Origin of the sequence: Bacillus sp. FJAT-27231, from assembly GCF_001183975.1 — a bacterium.
Taxonomy (GTDB): Bacteria; Bacillota; Bacilli; order Bacillales; family Domibacillaceae; genus Pseudobacillus; species Pseudobacillus wudalianchiensis.
The window spans coordinates 2,212,298-2,231,047 of record NZ_LFZU01000001.1 but is presented as its reverse complement, the minus strand read 5'-3'; the positions used below and the strand labels follow the sequence as shown (position 1 = coordinate 2,231,047).

Sequence of the window (18,750 nt, the reverse complement as noted above, 5' to 3'; positions counted from 1 at the left end):
CGAGCTGGTATAATATCGGCTGCTTTATAAATTCTGTCAAACGGACTTATACCCTATTTTTTCTTTCTTTAATCCTCTTGCCGAGAAGAGAATGGTCGAGACTTGATTTTATCTAAAAAACAAGGGTACATTTTATAGCAATATATAAAGGATATTGGAAAGGACAGGTGTAACGGTATGCTTCATTTAAGTAAAAATCATGATCCTGCCAAAAATGATCAGCTCATCTCCCAATTTTTCTCTAATGAGCCATCTATTAAACAGATTGTTCAGGAAACAAACAATTTATTCACCCAGTACAAAAAACACTATCCCATCCCTTCAAATATAGAGACTACCCGCTCCCTTTCTATTGGACGATTTTTTCAAAAAGCGGCATCTTTTTTCATTAATCTCCTCTTGCCATCAGAGCGCTCCAGACCGGCTGCTTCTTCAGAAACGTTGGTAGACGAAGCGGGAAATGTTTTTCCGGCGTGGAAAAAGTTGTTAGACAAGGAGTATGAAACGTTTACAAAACAAGTAACTCGAGAAGTAAACGTCGAGCAATTTGGGGCTGTTGGCGATGGGGTAACAGATTGTACAGAAGCTTTCCGAAAAGCGATTGGAAAAGGAAAAGTGAAGGTGCATGTTCCAAAAGGGGTGTTTATCGTCAAGGAGATTCGGCTTCCTTCCTTTACGTATCTTGTTGGAGCAGATAAAGATAGAACAATTTTAAAGCTTCATGATAAGGCTCCGAAAAGCAGCTGGCTCATCACAAATTCAGATCATAAAAAAGGAAACCATCATCTTTCTGTAGAAAATATGACCCTTGATTGGAATGTCGAACGCCTCGGTGATATTCCGCGAACGAGCACAGGAGGCAACCGTTCAAGCTGCTTAACTTATGCCCATGTTACGTATGGTTGGATTAAAAGAGTAAAAGCGATGAACCCGGGGCTGCACTGCTTTGATGTTTCCTCTACAAAATATAGTTATTCAGGGGATGGAACGAGAGCACGCGGCGGCAGTAAATATGTTTGGCTGGACCATCTCCAAGGATATGGTTTTGGAGATGATGGCATTACGACTCACCATAGTGATTTCATTTTTATTTCTAACTCGCATATGTGTGATCCGAGTGGAAAAGCCCATAAGGAAGGGTTCTCCAATTCAAATGGTATTGAGATAGATGATGGTTCTAGAAACGTTTGGCTGTTAAATAACTCAACAACCAGGTGCTTTGGCGGCGTAGAAATAAAAGCTCACGAAACCTCATCTGCTGCTAATAACGTTCATATTATTGGGCATGTATCAGTCAACGATAACCGTTCATTTAACTTCAGGCATATTGGCCATCATAGTGCGGCAGATCCCGAGTCTCTCACTGCTTACAATATTACAGCTGTGCGCCTTGTTTCCATTGCTCCTATTAGGACAGCGCTCTATCGAGAGTCGAAGCCAAGGGCACTTGTCGTATCGGCCTATAAAAATGTAATCATTAATTATTTTGCTGTTATCGGTGACCCGAACTATGACTACAAGCAGCAACCGGTTATTGCGATCCAATACCGGTCGCGAAATGTACATTTGCATCACGTTCAAATAAAGGATTTTAAAACGGCAGGAGTGGACATTAAAATATTTGGGGGAGGCCAACGAGCGGATGATGTTCATATTAAAAATGTTGTCATCGATCAGTCGGCGAGAACAGGAATCTTTATTGGAGCGGGGATAGAAAGAGTATCGGTTTATAATTTGACAGCTAAAGCAGAAGAAGGCCTTTGCGGCTGTCAGGCGGATACTCCATCCGCTCGATTTAAAAATATCATGGCAAAGGGATATAAGGTCGCTCTTTCAGAGGCTGCTTCCAAACAATAATGAATAAAAACAGGAAGATGAGGAGATAAGAAAAAGAAGCATCCTTGGAAGGAGTGAACAGCATGAAAGGAATAATCCTAGCTGTTTTATTGGCGTCCGCTTTTCTGCTCGCGGGCTGTGCCAATAATGATAACGATAATAATAACGATCAAGATCAAGTGCAGACTCAGCCGGAAAAAGCACCGGTAAAAGGGGATGGGGCTAATGCCAGCTATCCGTTTACAAGTTTTGATCTTGATGTTGATTTGAACGGGAAGGACGATGCAATTGATGTTGACTATGATCAGGATAAAAAGGGAACGGAAGCATCATACGTAAATCAAACAAAAAATCAAAACTTACAAGGCGATGCAGCGATGAAAGAACTGGATGAAATATTCTCTTCCTTCGCTTTTAACGAACGAACGCCTGACGATGAAGTATTAAAAAGTGTAGAACAAGCCTTTGATATTCCTAAAGATGCTCGATCAGTGGAATTGGAGATCAATTTTGCAGGCGGTCCTGAAAAGAAATATAGAAGATAAGCCCAACAGATCTGTCTGTCAGAGACAGATCTGTTGTATTGTTTTAGAAAGCTTTACAACTAGGGAGAGGAACATAGAATGAATAAAGAAAAAAGAAGGGAAGACGCTTTTCAGGAAAAGAAAAGGGCGGCGGCTGAGAATGAAGTTGCTTTTTCATGGGGAGTTGTCATATTTAATCTTTTGTTACTCATTATTCCGCTGGCAATCGGATGGGGGATGATGGTTCTTCATCTAGAGGAAGGTTCATATGGAGAGGAAAAGTTAATAGAGCCTTTTTACAGCTGGGGACGTTCTTTCGTTAAAGTGTATTGGCTAATGGGTGTAATCATGCTTCTTGGCTGGTCGATCAGTGTGAAGTTTATAAACGACAGCCATCAGCAAGAACGCTTGGCTATGCCTTTCTTAGGGGGGACCCTTATGTTGTTCGGCATCGGTTTTACAATAGCTTACATGTAGCGTTAATAAAATTGCAGGCTGTTAAGGAAAGTCTTTTGTTTGCCGTACTTTTGTTCGTTGTGATGATCGGCCAGACGGCTGCTGCTTTTTTTAAAGACAGCTCGCTGCACTCTTTATCATGGAAAGCAATGGTGGGCTTTCCGCTTCTTTCATTGCTGTTGTTAGTTATAGCTGATCATTCGGAAGGGCTTTATACCATTGTTCACCGCCGAAGCCCTATGGGGAATGTTAGTGTAAAGTTTCTCCTGTGGATGATAGTTCTAATTGGCACAGGCATGGTTATTGGCATGTATGAGTTTGTCCTTAGAAAGCTAGCGAAAAAATAACTAGAAAGGGAAAGGGAAGTTCCAAGAATCTACTAAAATAGTGATAGTTATTTAGCAAAAGTTGTAGTATATTTTTAGGAGGTGGAAAAATAATCATATAAAGGGGATATTGGCAATAAAATGAACAAAGATTTGAACAGCCGCAATGGGAGAAGAAAGAGTAAACGGTTAAAGAAATCGGTCAAGATCACACTTTTTGTCCTATGTATACTGGTTATTGGTGTCTCCATATATAATTTTAATTTAGATTCCGCTGAGACAGTCAGCGGCAGCGAAGTCGATAAAGGAACGGCTAAAGCTAAACAAATAGAAGCGAATAAAGAAGAACCGGCACCGGCGAAGGAAACAGCGATCACCATCAGTGCTGCTGGGGATTTTACATTAGGAACAGATGAAACATTTCAATATGCTGGCTCTTTTCCAGATGAGGCAAATAAGAATGGACTCTCTTATTTTGTAGCGGAATTAGATGATATTTTTAAGAAGGACGATTTGTCAACAGTCAATTTAGAAACAACGTTAACGAATGCTAAAGAAAAAGCCGTTAAAAAGTTTCGTTTTAAAGGCGATCCATCGTATGCGCAAATTTTAAAGCTTGGCGGAATCGAGTCTGTAAACCTGGCAAATAATCACATTCACGACTATTTGCAAAAGGGCTATGAGGATACGATTGATACGTTGAAGAAAGAGAATATAGGCTACTTTGGCTACGAGAATAAATATTTAACAGAAGTAAAAGGGGTAAAAGTAGGAGCTCTCGGTTACGAAGGCTGGGATGATACGGCTGAACTACGTGACCAAGTAGCGAAGGACATTAAAGAACTTCGCAAAAAAGGTGCGGAAATTGTTCTTGTTCATTTCCACTGGGGAGTAGAAAGACAATATGTGCCGGAAGCATCGCAAAAAACATTGGCTCATTACACAATTGATCACGGTGCTGATTTAGTCCTTGGACATCACCCTCATGTCGTCCAAGGGGTAGAAGAATATAACGGCAAGTTCATAGTCTACAGCCTCGGCAACTTTATGTTCGGCGGCAATCGGAATCCAAGTGACAAAGATACGTATGTGTTCCAGCAGACATTCCATTTGCAGAATGGGAAGCTGACAGACAAGAAGGAAATCAACGTTGTGCCATTCTCTATCTCTTCCGTTTCCTACCGGAATAATTATCAGCCAAAAAAATTAGAAGGTGCTGAAGCAGAAAGAGTAAAGAAAAAAATTATCGATGTATCCAACCAAATCAACGGTTCGGATTGGCTGCAATACGAAAAAAGTAACTAATATAAACTTTAAAGTCTTCTCTATACAACTAGTTAGGGAAGACTTTTTTGTACTTTTATACGAATCAACTTTACGATCGTTGTTTTAGAAAAACAGGAGATTACTTAGCCACTGACGAAATAGTTACATATAAAAAGAAAGGAGGAAGAAAGCGTGACAAAGTGGATAGGAGAACAGCTGTCCTTACCTGTCATCATGGCTCCCATGTTTTTGGTATCCAGCCCAAGAATGGTCATTGAGGGCTGCAAGGCAGGTGTCATCGGTTCATTTCCGCTGTTAAATGCCCGGACAGTCGACGTGTTAAAGGAATGGATGGAGACCATTACGATGGAGTTAGAAGAGGCAAAGCAGCAAAGGCCGAATGAAGCCATCGCCCCGTGGGCAGTAAATTTCATCGCCCACCGCTCAAATAAACGATATGATGAGGATTTGGCGCTTATTAAGGAATATCAGCCGCCAATCGTCATTACATCATTAGGTGATCCGCGCCCTGTCGTAAAGATCGTCCATGATTACGGAGGTCTTGTTTTTGCTGATGTTATTACCGTTTCACATGCGAAAAAAGCAGCTGAGAAAGGAGTAGACGGCCTTGTGTTGGTGTGTACGGGAGCGGGTGGACATGCCGGGACGATCAATCCTTTTGCTTTTATTGGAGCGGTGAAAGAATTTTGGAACGGAATAACGATTTTATCAGGTGCTATTTCGACTGGAAAAGATATTGTCGCAGCCCAAGTTCTCGGAGCAGACCTTGCTTATATGGGAACCAGGTTCATTACAGCAGAGGAAAGCTTTGCCCAAAAGGAATACCAAGAGATGATTATCGACTCTACACTTGATGACATCATCTACACAGATGCTTTCAGTGGAGTACACGCCAATTATTTAAAACCGAGTATTAAGCAGGCAGGGTTAGACCCGAATCAATTAGAGAAAAAGGAGAAAGTTGATTTTTCAAAAATGAATGGGACTGTCCCAAAAGCATGGAAAAATATTTGGTCAGCTGGACAGGGAATTAACACGATTCATAAAGTCCAAACAATATCGCAAATTATAGAAGAGCTGCAAGAATCCTATCAAAAAGCACGAAACACATTCATCAATCAATTTTAATCAATCAATTTTAATCTATCAGCTGGTAAGAAAAAGAATTTGTGAATGAGCAATCATTCATAAAATTGAGTGTAAATTCACAATAATGATCGTGTTTAGAAAAGGGAGAAAACGGGAAAAAATAAATAAATCAATGAGGAGGCGATACACATGAAAGACGGCAAAGACACGCTCTCTGAAATCCCTTCTATTATTGAAAGAGAAACAACTGTTCAACCGGAGGAAAAGAAAAACTTCCTCACCCATGCAGACACCGATTCATCAGGAGCGGGTGGAATGTCTTCACCAGATGAATAGGTCAATCGTTTTGTGACTTAAAGGGCGTTTTGTGAAACGTCCTTTTTTTATTTTTGACAAAATATCCTTAATTGATCATTTAAGGATAGATATTGTCGAATTTTTTCATTTGTTTCATTGACCTTTAATGGAAAATAGCATAAAATCGAGAGGTTACAAGATGGATATTTTTCTAGATATTAGAAGAATCTTGTGCCATTATGACAGTTTATAGAGAGACATATGATCTATTTATTATTGAAGGGATTTAAAATAATGAGACGATTACGCTGGCCTGCTTGGGTCGTTCTTACCTTATTTTTTCTTTTTGTTTTGATAGGGTTTAATCAGTTTACGGGAAATGGGACATATGCGAAGAATGAAAAAGTAGAAACAAAAAAGTTAAGCAAGTACCCAGGACTGCAACTAGAGACACGCACAAGTGAAGCAAGAAATTACACATTGGCAATCAGCCTGCCTATTGCCGGAGACAAAAAAATAGATCAGCCTATTCAACAGTGGGTTAAGCAGCAAAAAGAGCAGTTTTTTACTGAAGTACAGGCGAATAAAAAGCTGTTTGGAAAGCAAAAGCGTGCAAATTTGACGATTGAAGTAGACACAAACAAAGTGAATGATCATCTCTATAGCCTTGTGTTTTCCGCCCATCAATATACGGGAGGATCAAAAAGACAAGAAGCTATTAAAACCTTTGTGGTAGATATTACCCAGAAAAAGATTTTAAAGGTAACGGATATTTTAGAAGACGGAAAAGAAAACTTAGATGAGATCCGCTCCATGGTCGTAAAACAATTAAATGGGCAAGAAGACGTAGCTTTTTATATAATAGACGATTTATTGGATGAAGCACTGAAAGACCATCATAAATGGAAATGGTCTATCAATAAACAATCCTTTATCTTATATTTTGATAAGTATGAAGCGGCAACGAGTTCAGCCGGTTCATTAAAAGCGGTGATTCCGTTAGAGAAGATAAGTCCCTTCTTAAAAGAGGGAATCGTAAAAGAGCTGAACATCTCCCAGCAGCCGAAGAAGAGTGCTGTTGAACAAAATCCAAAACAAGTGAAATTGGATCCTAATGGCAAGTATATTGCACTTACTTTTGATGATGGGCCGAATGCCGAATCTACACCTCGTGTTTTAAGTGCATTAGAAGCTCATCATGCCGTAGCGACATTCTTTATGTTAGGCAGCCAAGTGGAGTATTATCCTGCCGTGGCCCAGCAAGTATTAAGCAAAGGCCACGAAATCGGAAGTCATACACAGAATCATCGTGATTTATCAACTTTAAAAGATGTGCAAATTCAACAGGAGCTAGGAGAAGCAAGCCGTAAAATTGAAGAAGCGACTGGGACAAAGCCGACCTTAATGCGACCTCCGTACGGAGCATACAATGATAAAGTTAAAAATGAGGCAAAGCGAAACGGAACGCCTATTATCTTATGGTCTGTTGATTCACTTGATTGGAAAAATCGGAATGCTAAGGCCGTAACGGATGTTATTCTGCGCACTATTAAGCCAGGATCGATTGTATTAATGCACGATATTCATCCAACAACAGCAGAAGCACTGCCTGCTCTATTAACAGCATTAGAAAAGCAAGGATATCAGTTTGTAACAGTTTCACAATTGCTCTCATTAAACGATCATTCTGAAATTGGCCCTTATTTTAAGAGATAGCTCACTATTTAATGAAGTGAAAGAGAGAAACATCATCTATCTGTTTGGATGATGTTTTTTCCTTGTGAAGACAATGTTAAAATAAGTGGTCTATGCATAATGAATGAGAGGGCTCTGCGACCAGTGTTATTCGTGTAACTAGGAGCTAACATGTATAAAAATTGGAGACTAAGTATAGTTTAGCTCTCTTTTGTTACATTCGATATATTATTAATATAATGGGAAAAGAAGGTATTAATTATTTTAACGTAGAACATTTTAAAGGATAATTACATATTTAGGGGATAGAGAATAATGGAAAAAAAGAATGTGTGTTTTGAAACCCTAAAAACTCAATGTAAAGAGCGGGGACTAGACCCTCTTGTGATACCTGCATTTGAAGACAGTTTAGGTGAGGAGGAACTGCAGCAAAAACTCTCGCAGCATACCAAGTTTTTAAAAGTTGTTCAGCACTTTTTTGAAAAGTTTATTTCATCTATGCAAGGTGTACCTGTCCTGACGGCAACGACCGATAAGGAAGGTTACGTGATCCAAATGAATGGAGATCAAACGATCAAAGATACCGTTAATCAACTCGGCATTAAAGAAGGGGTCCGATTTACGGAAGAACACTGCGGAATCAACTCTGTCAGCTTGACATTAAAGCATAAACAGCCCATTGAGATTATTGGGCCGGATCATTTTCATCATTGCCTTCATTCGTGCACTTGTTACGGCGTACCTATAATAGATCAGATTGAGGGAGAAATAATCGGTACGATTACCTTTATGACAGCTGTTGAATGTGGCAGTCCACTTTTATTAACGTTGCTGTTAATGATGAAAGATTCTATTGAAAGAGAGCTGCAGTTGTTACATCAGAATGAGAAGCTATATATTATTAACCAGCTCATTATGGATACAACAAGAGATGGGATCATGATTTCAAGTAAATCAGGAAAGTTGATTGGCTTCAATCACTCAGCTGAAAACATAACAGGTTTAAAAAAAGAGGACGTTCTCTTCCAACCTCTTGATCAATTAGAAGGCTTTGGTTTCTATTTAAGAAAGGTGCTTGAGGAAGGAGACCGGTATACCGATCTAGAAATAGCTTTTAGGCAAAAGAGTGGTGGAAGGGTGACGGTTTTATTTGATGCGCTGCCCATTCTAGATGAAGAACAAAAACTAATTGGATCCTTTGCTCAAATAAAGGATATTACTCGGCGCAAGCGAACAGAAGAATTACTGCTAAATGCAGAAAAGCTGGCGGCAATCGGCCAGATGGCTGCTAGTGTCGCTCATGAAATTCGTAACCCTTTGACGACTGTTCGTGGTTTTATTCAGCTTATTAAAGAGGACTTTGAAGATAACTCACATTTTCATCTAATTTTAGATGAAATTGACCGCATCAATTTCATCGTAAGTGAATTCTTAATTTTGTCAAAACCGAATGTTGTCCATTTTCATCCAAAAAATATAAAACATATACTAGAGGAAACGATTGTTTTGTTCCAAGCGCAGGCCAGTATGAACAATACTCAAATCGTTCCTGACTTTAAGGATGGCGACCTGCTTATTCATTGCAATGAAAATCAATTAAAGCAAGTATTTATCAATCTCTTTAAAAATAGTATAGAAGCGATGCCATTTGGGGGACAACTAGCTGTTCGTGTAAAAAGAACAGAAAATAAAGAGATAAGCATTCAAATTATTGACAAAGGTGAAGGGATGAAGCCAGAACAAATTCAAAAGCTGGGAACCCCTTTTTATACAACGAAGGAGACAGGAACCGGACTAGGCTACATGGTCATTAAACGTATTATTGAGCAGCATAAAGGAAGGTTGACCATTCACAGCAAAATAAAAGAAGGAACGACTGTTGAGATTACGCTGCCGCTTATTTCTTGTTAATTCGTTGTACGCTGTGAAAGAGTTTGGTAAAAAAGGAGTCGTTTATGGATGACTGTTATCTTAATTGATGCAGATGGTTGTCCGGTAGTAGATCGGACAATCAAAATCGCTAAATCGTTCGGATTAGAAGTTTTGCTAATTTGTGATACTGCTCATATTATGCAGAGAGACGGTGCGGAGACGCTTACGGTTTCCAAAGGAGCAGATGCGGTAGATTTTGTGCTAGTCAATCGTGTGAAAAAAGGAGACATTGTCGTGACTCAAGATTATGGGCTAGCGGCGATGGTTCTCGCTAAAAATGGATATGCCATTGACCAAAATGGCCGTTTGTACACAACGGATAACATTGACCAGCTTCTTGGATTTCGTCATGTTGCAAAAAAAGCGCGGCAGGCTGGCGGGAGAATGAAGGGGCCTAAAAAACGCCAAAAAGAAGATGATCAGCGATTTGAAGAACATTTCCTTGAACTCGTAAAACGGGTGACGGCGGCTGGAGAGTTCGAGTGAAAAGTGAATAGGTGCCATTAGCCTGATAAGACATAGAATAGGCCTTATCTGCAATGATCAGAGTCCGGTATTGACCGGGCTCTTTTTTTGTGAAAAAGTTCAAAGTTCTCTACATACGACTAAAAGAACGGATTCATTTATTCTCCATGATCTTTCACACTTTCTGGGCTATTTACATACTGTATCTTTGTAGAGGTGGTGAATATGAGAAATGAAAAAAACAGCCGTTCAGTTTGATCCCTTTAAAGTGGAACAGCAAGAATGGAAAAGGCGGCAGCGCAGGGAGAGGTATAAAAGAGCGCTAACGATTTCTTCGCCCATCTTTGTCCTCTTGTTATGGGAGGTGTTATCGCGCACTGCTTTAATGGATCCCCGCTTTTTTCCGCCGCCGACTGAAATTATCAAGACCTTGGTCGAAATGAGTGTGAGCGGTGAATTATTCCAGCACATTTGGATTTCTCTTTACCGGATTTTTGCTGGCTTTTTGCTTGGGGTTATTCCCGGTATCATCATTGGCTTGCTAATGGGGCTTTACTCGCCAATCCGCCATTTTGTTTCCCCGCTTATTATGGCGTTAATGCCGATTCCAACACTCGCTTTGCTTCCGCTTATTATTATTTTATTTGGCATTGGCGATGTGTCTAAAGTTGTTACCATTGCGGGAAGTGTATTCTTTCCGGTTGTGATTAATACGGCTGCTGGCGTGCTGAATATTGATGCGATTTATCTGGATGTAGCTAAAAATTACGGAGCGGGCTCTAGAGAGTACTTTCTTAAAATTGCCTTGCCAGGCTCTCTTCCGGTTATGCTCGAAGGCATTCAGATGGGGCAGGCCATCGCCCTCTTGACGATCGTGGCAGCAGAAATGATGGGCGCTACATCTGGCATTGGTTATTTAATCTGGACATCATATAAAGCTTTTCTATTAAAAGAAATGTTTGTAGGGCTGATCCTTATTTCGTTTTTTGGCTATCTTTTTTCAGTAGCTCTGCGGATATTGCAAAAAAAGCTGCTCCCTTGGAGGTGATAAAATGAGCAGGCAGCCTAAAATTATCATTAAACATTTAACGAAAGTTTTTTACAAAAAAGAAAGCCGCGTGAAGGCGCTGGATCGCATCTCGGCTACTATCGAAGAAGGAGAATTCGTGTGCCTTGTTGGTCCGAGCGGCTGCGGCAAGACGACACTGCTTCGTATACTGGCAGACCTGGAAAAGGAAAGCACCGGTTCATATCAGATTATGACGAGCCAGGAAGATCGTCCGCTTCAATCAATGGTGTTTCAAGAGCGTGGAGTCATTCCATGGCTGACAGTAGAAGAAAATGTGGCGTTTGGTTTAAAGATGAGAAAGCTGCCCAAAAGCGTAATAAAAGAGAGAACGGCTTACTATTTAAAGAAAACGGGTCTTACTGCGTATGCCTCACTTTATCCAAAAGAGCTTTCTGGAGGGATGAAACAGCGCGTTAGCATTGCGCGTGCTTTTGCAAACGACCCCGAGATTTTATTGATGGATGAACCGTTTGCCGCACTAGATGAACAAAACAAATTCATTTTGCAGGAGGAGCTGCTGGCAATCTGGTCAGAAACGAAAAAAACCGTTCTCTTTATTACTCATAGCATTGATGAAGCTCTTTTACTAGCTGATCGCGTATTGCTCATGAGTGCGCAGCCAGGAAAAATTGTCAAAGAAATAAAGGTGAATCTGCCAAGGCCGCGAACGATGGAACAGGTACGGGCAGACCCGGATGCAGCTGCTCATTTTATAGAGATTCGCAAGCACTTGCAGGATGAAGTACAGGCGTCTAGAAAATAGAGGGGGAAGAGCAATGGGAAAGCGACTGCTTCAGGTTTCGTTTATGACCATGATGGCTATTTTATTTATGTTAAGCGGCTGTGCACAATCTAAACAAGATGAGAATTTTAGTACGAACATAGATAAGAAAAATCCTTCAGACGATTTAGCACCTCTTAAAAAGAAAACGACTGTAGTCATTGCAGAAGACGGAGCTGCCTCAGGAGCTGGTTTCTATATTGCTAAAGAGAAAGGCTACTTTGCGGATTATAATATTGAAGTTAAGTTTGCTCAATTTGCGAACAGTGATGATATGCTGCCGGCTCTCGCTGCGGGTGAGGTAGACATTGCCGGCGGTGTATCGACAGCCTCCTTTTTTAATGCAATTGCTCAAGGGATTGATGTGAAGATCATCGCGGATAAGGGTCATAATGTAAAAGGGAAATCTTATTTTTCTTTTGTGATTGGCAAAGATAAGCAGAATGAAATAAAGGAATACGCTGATTTTAAGGGGAAGCGCATTGCCGTTTCCACGAAAAATGGGGTAGATGATTATATATTTCAGCAAATGATCAAGCATGGGGGTCTGACAAAAGAGGACGTTGAATTCGTTTTGATGCCTGATTTCGGCAGTATGCTCGCTGCTGTTGATAACGGTTCAGTGGACGCCGCTTTGCAAATTGAACCTTTCATTACACAGGGGATAGAGAAAGGGATGCATGTTCGGTTTGGCGATACAACCGACTATGCACCGGAGGCACAAATTGCCATGGTTCTTGCCTCACCTAAATTTATCAATGAAGAAGAAGACGTTTCTTTACGGTTTATGGCGGCTTATTTAAAAGGAGTCCGGGATTACAATGATGCTTTTATGAAAGGGAAGAATAAAGAAGAAATCATTAGCATTATGACAAAACATACTGCGTTGAAAGATGCCTCGCTGTGGGAGAAAGTCTTCGTAACCGGTCTGAATCCAAATGGAGAAATGTACATTGAAGACATTAGAAAGCAATATGAGATGTATAAAGCAAATGGGGCGATCCGTGGGGATGTGGACTTGAATAAAGCAATCGATCCATCATTGACGGAGGAAGCCGTTAAAGTGATTGGAGAATATGATCAGAAATAAACAGATGAAGGAGCATAGTCGAAAGGGCTATGCTCTTCTTTTTTATATTCAAAAGAGAGAAAAACCTAACGGTGCCAATTTAAAGATTTCTGTATAAAATAACCCAAATGAAGAACTATAAAAAGAGGAATAAGAGCGGATATCAAAGATGGGGAGGGACTAGGGTGATCCGTAATGTAAGCAAGTTGTTGAGACAGAAAAAGGAGAAGAAGCGCCCAGATCAGCGAGAGGCTAAACCTCAGGAGAAGCTGCATGAGAATTTCGATCAAAACGTCGAAACTTTTCGGTCTATTTATACAAACTGTTCAGACGTTCTTTTTCGTTCCTTTTTTCTTTTCGGAAAAACGAGAGCAATGATCATCCACATCGAAGGCCTTTCGGATGTAAAGGGCCTTGAAGATTATGTTCTTTCTCCCCTTATGAAGGAAACAGCCGATACTCCACAGTCGTTTAATGAATTTTTAGAAAACAAGTTATCAGTTTCCAAAGTAGAAAAAGTCCATTTGTTAGCTGATTGTATTGAGTCGATTTCAAGTGGAAATCCCATTCTCCTATGTGAAGGAGAAGAGACAGCTTTATCGTTAGGATTGGCTAAATGGGAGAAGCGAAGCATTGAAGAGCCGCAGGCCGAGTCATCAATTAGAGGGCCGCGGGAAGGGTTTATTGAATCTTTAGGTGTTAATACATCTTTATTGCGCCGCATTATCAAAAGTCCTGCCCTAAAAATTCAACCTATGAAGATTGGGGAGTACACGAAAACGAATGTGGCGGTTGCTTATATAGAAGGACTGGCTGATCCGACACTTATTAAAGAAGTTAACAATCGATTACAGCGAATTGAAATAGATGCCGTTTTGGAAAGTGATTATATTGAAGAATTGATTGAAGACAATCCCTATTCACCCTTTCCGCAAATTTTGTCAACTGAACGGCCGGATGTAGCCTGTGCCAATTTACTTGAAGGCCGTGTCATCATTTTAGTAGCGGGCACGCCATTTGTTCTCATTGCCCCTATTTCTTTCTTTTCTTTGATGCAAGTACAAGAGGATTATTATCAGCGTTTTGTTATTAGCACGTTTGTTCGATGGCTGCGCTATCTTTTTCTCGGCGTTGCTCTCTTGCTTCCATCTGTTTATGTAGCGGTTGCGACGTTTCATCAAGAGATGGTGCCAACTACGCTGCTGCTGAGCATTGCAGCCTCCAGGGAAACGGTTCCTTTTCCTGCTTTAGTGGAAGTATTAATCATGGAAGTGGCGTTCGAGGCGTTGCGCGAGGCTGGTGTTCGACTGCCGAGACAGATTGGGTCAGCTATTAGCATTGTCGGAGCCCTCGTTATTGGACAGGCAGCTGTTCAGGCAGGACTTGTTTCGGCGCCAATGGTCATTGTGGTGGCTATTACGGGTATCGCTTCTTTCATGCTTCCCCGCTACATTACGGGTATGTCTATTCGTATCCTTCGCTTTCCGCTCATCTTTCTTGGTGGAACGTTAGGATTGTTGGGCGTTGTAATGGGAGTTATAGTCATTGTCATTCACCTGTGTACGCTGCGCTCCCTTGGAGAGCCTTATTTAGCGCCCCTAGCTCCGTTGAAGAAAAAAGAGCTGAAAGATATGCTGTGGAGAGCCCCTTGGTGGATGATGAATACACGGCCGCATTTCACTGGGGAGTCTAACGCATATCGGCAGTCCCCACACCAGGCACCGAATCCAGAGAGAGATAAAGGGAAACGTTAGGGAAGAAGGTGAACACTCATGTTGGCGAAAAAAAAGAGAAATAGCTTCATAAAACGTGCCCTTCTCTTCTTATCTTTTAGTGGCTCGCTTTTTTTGTTGAGTGGTTGTTGGGACAGAGTTGAGATTAATGATTTGGCCATTATTACGGCTGCCGCGATTGACAAAAAGGATGTCAACCAAGTTGAGCTCTCCTTGCAAATATTTATCCCTAAAGCGATGGGAGGAGGGCAAGGTGGAGGAGGTGGAGGCAGCGGAGGTGAGAATGTAACATTTGTTATCTCTCAGACAGGGGTCAACATTGCAGACGCTTTATCGAAGCTGCAAGCAGACTTTCCCCGTAAAATTTTTTGGGGCCAATGTAAAGTCTTTTTATTTGGTGAAGAATTGGCGAGAGAGGGAGTATATGAGTCTCTAGATTTCCTGCTTCGTCATCCAGAGCCAAGAGAGAGAGGCTATGTGTTCGTTAGTAAAGGAAAGGCGAAAAACATTCTAGCGATGAAAACAAATTTGGAACCTTATTCGGGAGAAGCCGTCCGGGAAATAGCTACACTGGGCAGTGGATTAGCCGTTACTTTACAAGATTTTGATGAACTATTGACGGGTGCTTCTCAAGGTGCAGTACTTCCATATATGAAAGTAGCTTCAAAGAAAGGAGATAAAGAGAGCTCTTACGACTATACAGCATTTATCGGAGGAGCAGTATTTAAAAAAGATCGAATGGTCGGTGATCTTTCACGGAAAGAAACGAGAGGGCTTCTGTGGCTAAAAAATGAAATAAAAGAATATACCGTTACTGTGAGGCCCCCTGGAGAAAAGGGGGAGTTGTCCTTCACTCTTGGGACTGTACAAGTGAATGTTGATCCCCAAATTAAAAATAAAGAGTGGAAAATGAAGATGGATGTTGAAGTAACGGGAATGGTTATACAAAATGGAACGAATTTAGATGTTAACGATCCGAATTCTTTAAAGCTTGTACAACAAGCTTTCCAAAAGAGCGTTAAACAACGGATTGAGGGAGTCATTGGAAAAGCACAGCATGAGTTGAAAGCAGACATTGCTGATTTTGCGGAAGAGTTCCATCGGAAATATCCGAAGCAATGGAAGCGAGTTGAAAATCGCTGGGAAGAGGTCTTTCCAAGGGTGAAAGTACAAGTCCAAGTGAAGGCCGAGGTTCGCAGGCAAGGATATATCAATCAACCAGAAAAAGCAAGAGAAAGAGGTAGATAATGAATGAAATGGACAACTTTCTTTATGGTAGCATTCATCGTTGTAGGCATCTTTTTGTTTCAGTGGCCAAAAATGAAGCAAGCTCCTAGAAAAGATAAATGGGTATTTAATTTGATGCTACTGGTGGGCTGGGGACTATCATTGTTTGACATTCAGCACATAAGCGGGCCTATTCAATTGAAAGCAATTATTTTTGGGCCGCTTGGACAATTTATGAAAAATTAGATTGTATCTTGATTTATTTAAGAAAAGAGGAAAGTAGATGAAGGAAGTTAAAATTTCATCCTTGCAGCTGTCCATGATGATGTATCCCACCATTCTGGCCACCGCTATTCTTACGGTTCCAAGCGTTACAGCGAAGTTTGCTGCCCACGATCTCTGGATGTCACCTATTTTGGCATCTTTCATGGGATTTGTGGTAGTATTTATAGCGGTTCAATTACATAAACTTTATCCGGAGCAGACCATTATAGAATACAGTGAAAAGATTATTGGCCGGATACCAGGAAAGATTATCGGGTTTTTTGTTCTGATATTCTATCTTGAAATGACGGGAGAGATTGCCAGGTCTTACAGTGAATTTATTGTGAGTTCCTTTCTATTTAAAACTCCCATTATGGTCATTATTGCCTTGATGCTCCTTGTCTGCGCCTTCGCAGTGTACGGCGGTTTAGAAACTATGGCAAGGGCAGCCCAATTGTTTTTCCCTGCTTTTTTCGTTCCGCTTATTATTTTGATTATATTACTAAGCCCAGATTTTAAATTTGAAAATGTCTTTCCGATATTGGAGGAGGGGATTGTTCCTCCAGCTAAAGGGGCTGTTGTGCTGAGCGGATGGTTTGCTGAATTTTTTTTAATTGCCTTTTTCCTGCCTTTTTTATCTGATAGAAAAAAAGCCATGAAGCAAGGGATAATCAATGTGTTAGCTGTAATGATTACGCTAACGCTTGTGAGCTTGACCGTTCTTTTCGTCCTGGGCGTGTCGACAGCATCTAAGACTTATCCTTTGATGAACGCCGGACGGTATATTAGCTGGGCGAACTTTTTTGAGAACTTGGACGCTGTTATTATGGCGGTTTGGATTTTGGGAGCGTTTGTTAAGCTCACTGTTTTCTATTTTGCAGTCGTTTTAGGTACTGCCCAGTGGCTGAATCTTTCCGATTACCGTCCGATTGTATGGCCGGTAGGAATTCTAATTGCCGAGTTCTCTTTCTGGGGGATACCAAATATGATGATATTTGCCCGGGATGAAAATCAGTCATTTCCTTTTTATTCAATTTTGATTCAAGTTCTTTTTCCGCTATTATTATTAATGATCGCTATGATCCGGAAAAGAAAAGGGAAAATCAGAGCTGTCAATGAATGAAAATAATAAGGTGTCAGCGCAATAACTAGTTTTTTTCATGATTATCTGTCCAAGGATCGAATGTAAAAGGAATGCCAACAATTCGAGCGATGGATTCATCATAGGATACTAAATCTTCTTTTGACAGCTCTTTTAATGAACGTTTCCCCATGGCCCGCAAGGCTGTTTTCATTTCTTCTGCGCTGGCAGTTAAAAACTTTTCTGCCGTCTTAATTCCTTCTTCGACTTTAAATTGATCTTTCAGCTTGCCGTTATACCAAACAACTTGGGTTGGAGGCTCAAATGGAAGGGGAGCGGTGGATTGACCATGTGATACAGCAAATAAGATAGATGATCCTAAATAAATGGCATCCGCACCAAGGGCAAGTGCTTTTAAAAAGTGACCCGGTGTCAACATACCGCCGGAGATAATCAAACTAATTTTTTGTTTCATCTTTCTTTGCTCTAAATGATTCACAGCTCGAACGACTGCATGCAAGGTTGGAATGCCAAAGTCGTCAGATAAAATAGGAGGGGCGCTATAAGTTGCCGCTTGTCCCCCGTCGATCGCGATATAGTCCACGCCCATTTCGATTAAGTGATCAATATCTTTCTCAATTTTACCCCCTGCGCCTATTTTTGCCCCGATGGGGACGCCTCCAGTCAATTTTCGAAGCTGTTCCACCAGCTCTTTCAAGTCGTATAATGTTTGGTCTTCGAAAAAATGTTCATGGATGATGGCCATTTCATCTTGTTGAAGCCCCATGACTTTACGGGCATTGCCTGTTAAGTCTTGAGGAGAAATGTGTGCTCCCATTCCGAATAATGCGCCTTGACCAAGCTTAATTTCAATCATGTCGGCACGCTTGATGGTCTCTTCTTCTTTCGCCCACTCCGTTTTGGAAAATTGTAAAATATATTTTCCAGCTGCCTGTAACTCCTCGGACAGCACGCCACCTTCACCGGAATTAATCGCTGTTCCAGTATTTTTAGCCGCACCAGCCAGCGAAAGCCTTGCTCGTTCGCTTAGCGAGACGCCATAGCCCATCCCGCTGATCATGAGCGGAATGTTAATTTTCATTGGCTTTTTTGCTTTTGGGCCAATGATTACCTCTACGTCTACTTCTTCTTCACTGCTGACAGCAAAGGGAGACGTTTGCGCAGGAATAAACGTAATAGAATCAAGGTGCGGCCATTTTTTCGAAGAACCGAGCGGGCGATGAAGCACCTTGCCTGTTTCTGCCCGCAAGCTATTTTCCAATGTATTTTGAATGCCCATATGCCGCAGACCGGGCATGAGCTCCATAATATTTTCCTGGTAGCTGTCAGATAAAATAATGTTTCCAGCATGTTGAACCATTTTCTTTATCACCCAGCGCCAACTAATAAGTAAGAATAAAAACAGAATAAATAATGTAATGGTTATCCCAAATGTTAAATAGGATACGATATATGGCATGTTCTCTCCTCAATCTTGATTTAGATTCTTTAGCTGCCCGCATTATTTCCTATTTTTACTTTATTTATTCGTCAAGAAGAAAAGAGCTTGTCCAACAATAATTGTAGCCTTATAGAGGAGAAGAAGTTTAAAAATACAT

Annotated in this window: 18 protein-coding genes; 17 read left to right on the top strand and 1 reads right to left on the bottom strand. The window is 41.0% G+C overall.

The features are described from left to right. The first annotated feature begins 177 nt into the window (after nt 1–177). The 17 genes from AC623_RS10440 to AC623_RS10365 all read left to right on the top strand — a co-directional run bounded on the left by AC623_RS10440 (nt 178) and on the right by AC623_RS10365 (nt 17,173). On the top strand, nt 178–1,857 hold the full coding sequence (locus AC623_RS10440) for a glycosyl hydrolase family 28-related protein (protein ID WP_049662368.1): 1,680 nt from the start codon (nt 178–180) through the stop codon (nt 1,855–1,857). A 62-nt stretch (nt 1,858–1,919) separates the two neighbouring features. Further along, the gene (locus AC623_RS10435) at nt 1,920–2,381 is read left to right on the top strand and encodes a YusW family protein (protein WP_049662367.1); all 462 of its coding nucleotides are present in this window, start codon (nt 1,920–1,922) and stop codon (nt 2,379–2,381) included. Nucleotides 2,382–2,459: 78 nt separating this feature from the next. Beyond that, nucleotides 2,460–2,837, top strand: a complete 378-nt coding sequence (locus AC623_RS10430) for a hypothetical protein (RefSeq protein ID WP_049662366.1) — start codon at nt 2,460–2,462, stop codon at nt 2,835–2,837. Between the two features lie 35 nt (nt 2,838–2,872). Then, entirely contained in the window at nt 2,873–3,163 is a 291-nt protein-coding gene (locus tag AC623_RS10425; RefSeq protein WP_049662365.1) for a hypothetical protein, read from the top strand. A 120-nt stretch (nt 3,164–3,283) separates the two neighbouring features. Further along, the gene (locus tag AC623_RS10420; RefSeq protein WP_053104121.1) at nt 3,284–4,447 is read left to right on the top strand and encodes a CapA family protein; all 1,164 of its coding nucleotides are present in this window, start codon (nt 3,284–3,286) and stop codon (nt 4,445–4,447) included. Nucleotides 4,448–4,642: 195 nt separating this feature from the next. Next, entirely contained in the window at nt 4,643–5,557 is a 915-nt protein-coding gene (locus tag AC623_RS10415; RefSeq protein ID WP_049666517.1) for an NAD(P)H-dependent flavin oxidoreductase, read from the top strand. A 150-nt stretch (nt 5,558–5,707) separates the two neighbouring features. Continuing rightward, the gene (locus AC623_RS21465; protein WP_156187025.1) at nt 5,708–5,854 is read left to right on the top strand and encodes a hypothetical protein; all 147 of its coding nucleotides are present in this window, start codon (nt 5,708–5,710) and stop codon (nt 5,852–5,854) included. A gap of 255 nt (nt 5,855–6,109) precedes the next feature. Further along, nucleotides 6,110–7,531 carry a polysaccharide deacetylase family protein gene (locus tag AC623_RS10410; RefSeq protein ID WP_049662364.1) on the top strand — a complete coding sequence of 474 codons (1,422 nt, stop codon included), beginning with the start codon at nt 6,110–6,112 and terminating at the stop codon, nt 7,529–7,531. A gap of 294 nt (nt 7,532–7,825) precedes the next feature. Next, nucleotides 7,826–9,421, top strand: a complete 1,596-nt coding sequence (locus AC623_RS10405; RefSeq protein ID WP_049662363.1) for an ATP-binding protein — start codon at nt 7,826–7,828, stop codon at nt 9,419–9,421. 48 nt (nt 9,422–9,469) lie between these two features. Then, the gene (locus AC623_RS10400) at nt 9,470–9,928 is read left to right on the top strand and encodes a YaiI/YqxD family protein (protein ID WP_049662362.1); all 459 of its coding nucleotides are present in this window, start codon (nt 9,470–9,472) and stop codon (nt 9,926–9,928) included. Between the two features lie 211 nt (nt 9,929–10,139). Then, on the top strand, nt 10,140–10,955 hold the full coding sequence (locus AC623_RS10395) for an ABC transporter permease (RefSeq protein ID WP_049662361.1): 816 nt from the start codon (nt 10,140–10,142) through the stop codon (nt 10,953–10,955). Between the two features lie 4 nt (nt 10,956–10,959). Then, complete coding sequence (locus AC623_RS10390; RefSeq protein ID WP_049662360.1) at nt 10,960–11,739, top strand: ABC transporter ATP-binding protein; 780 nt, start codon at nt 10,960–10,962, stop codon at nt 11,737–11,739. A 67-nt stretch (nt 11,740–11,806) separates the two neighbouring features. Further along, nucleotides 11,807–12,847 (top strand): ABC transporter substrate-binding protein, encoded by a 1,041-nt coding sequence (locus tag AC623_RS10385; protein WP_049666515.1) that lies wholly within the window; start codon nt 11,807–11,809, stop codon nt 12,845–12,847. A 164-nt stretch (nt 12,848–13,011) separates the two neighbouring features. Continuing rightward, nucleotides 13,012–14,580, top strand: a complete 1,569-nt coding sequence (locus tag AC623_RS10380; protein ID WP_049662359.1) for a spore germination protein — start codon at nt 13,012–13,014, stop codon at nt 14,578–14,580. Between the two features lie 18 nt (nt 14,581–14,598). Beyond that, complete coding sequence (locus tag AC623_RS10375) at nt 14,599–15,807, top strand: Ger(x)C family spore germination protein (protein ID WP_049662358.1); 1,209 nt, start codon at nt 14,599–14,601, stop codon at nt 15,805–15,807. A gap of 3 nt (nt 15,808–15,810) precedes the next feature. Beyond that, nucleotides 15,811–16,032, top strand: a complete 222-nt coding sequence (locus tag AC623_RS10370; protein WP_049662357.1) for a hypothetical protein — start codon at nt 15,811–15,813, stop codon at nt 16,030–16,032. Between the two features lie 37 nt (nt 16,033–16,069). Beyond that, nucleotides 16,070–17,173: a GerAB/ArcD/ProY family transporter gene (locus AC623_RS10365; RefSeq protein WP_049662356.1), complete on the top strand. Its 1,104-nt coding sequence runs from the start codon at nt 16,070–16,072 to the stop codon at nt 17,171–17,173. 25 nt (nt 17,174–17,198) lie between these two features. On the opposite strand, the gene AC623_RS10360 is transcribed toward AC623_RS10365, so the two are convergent. Then, the gene (locus tag AC623_RS10360) at nt 17,199–18,611 is read right to left on the bottom strand and encodes an FMN-binding glutamate synthase family protein (RefSeq protein WP_049662355.1); all 1,413 of its coding nucleotides are present in this window, start codon (nt 18,609–18,611) and stop codon (nt 17,199–17,201) included. Nucleotides 18,612–18,750 lie beyond the last annotated feature (139 nt).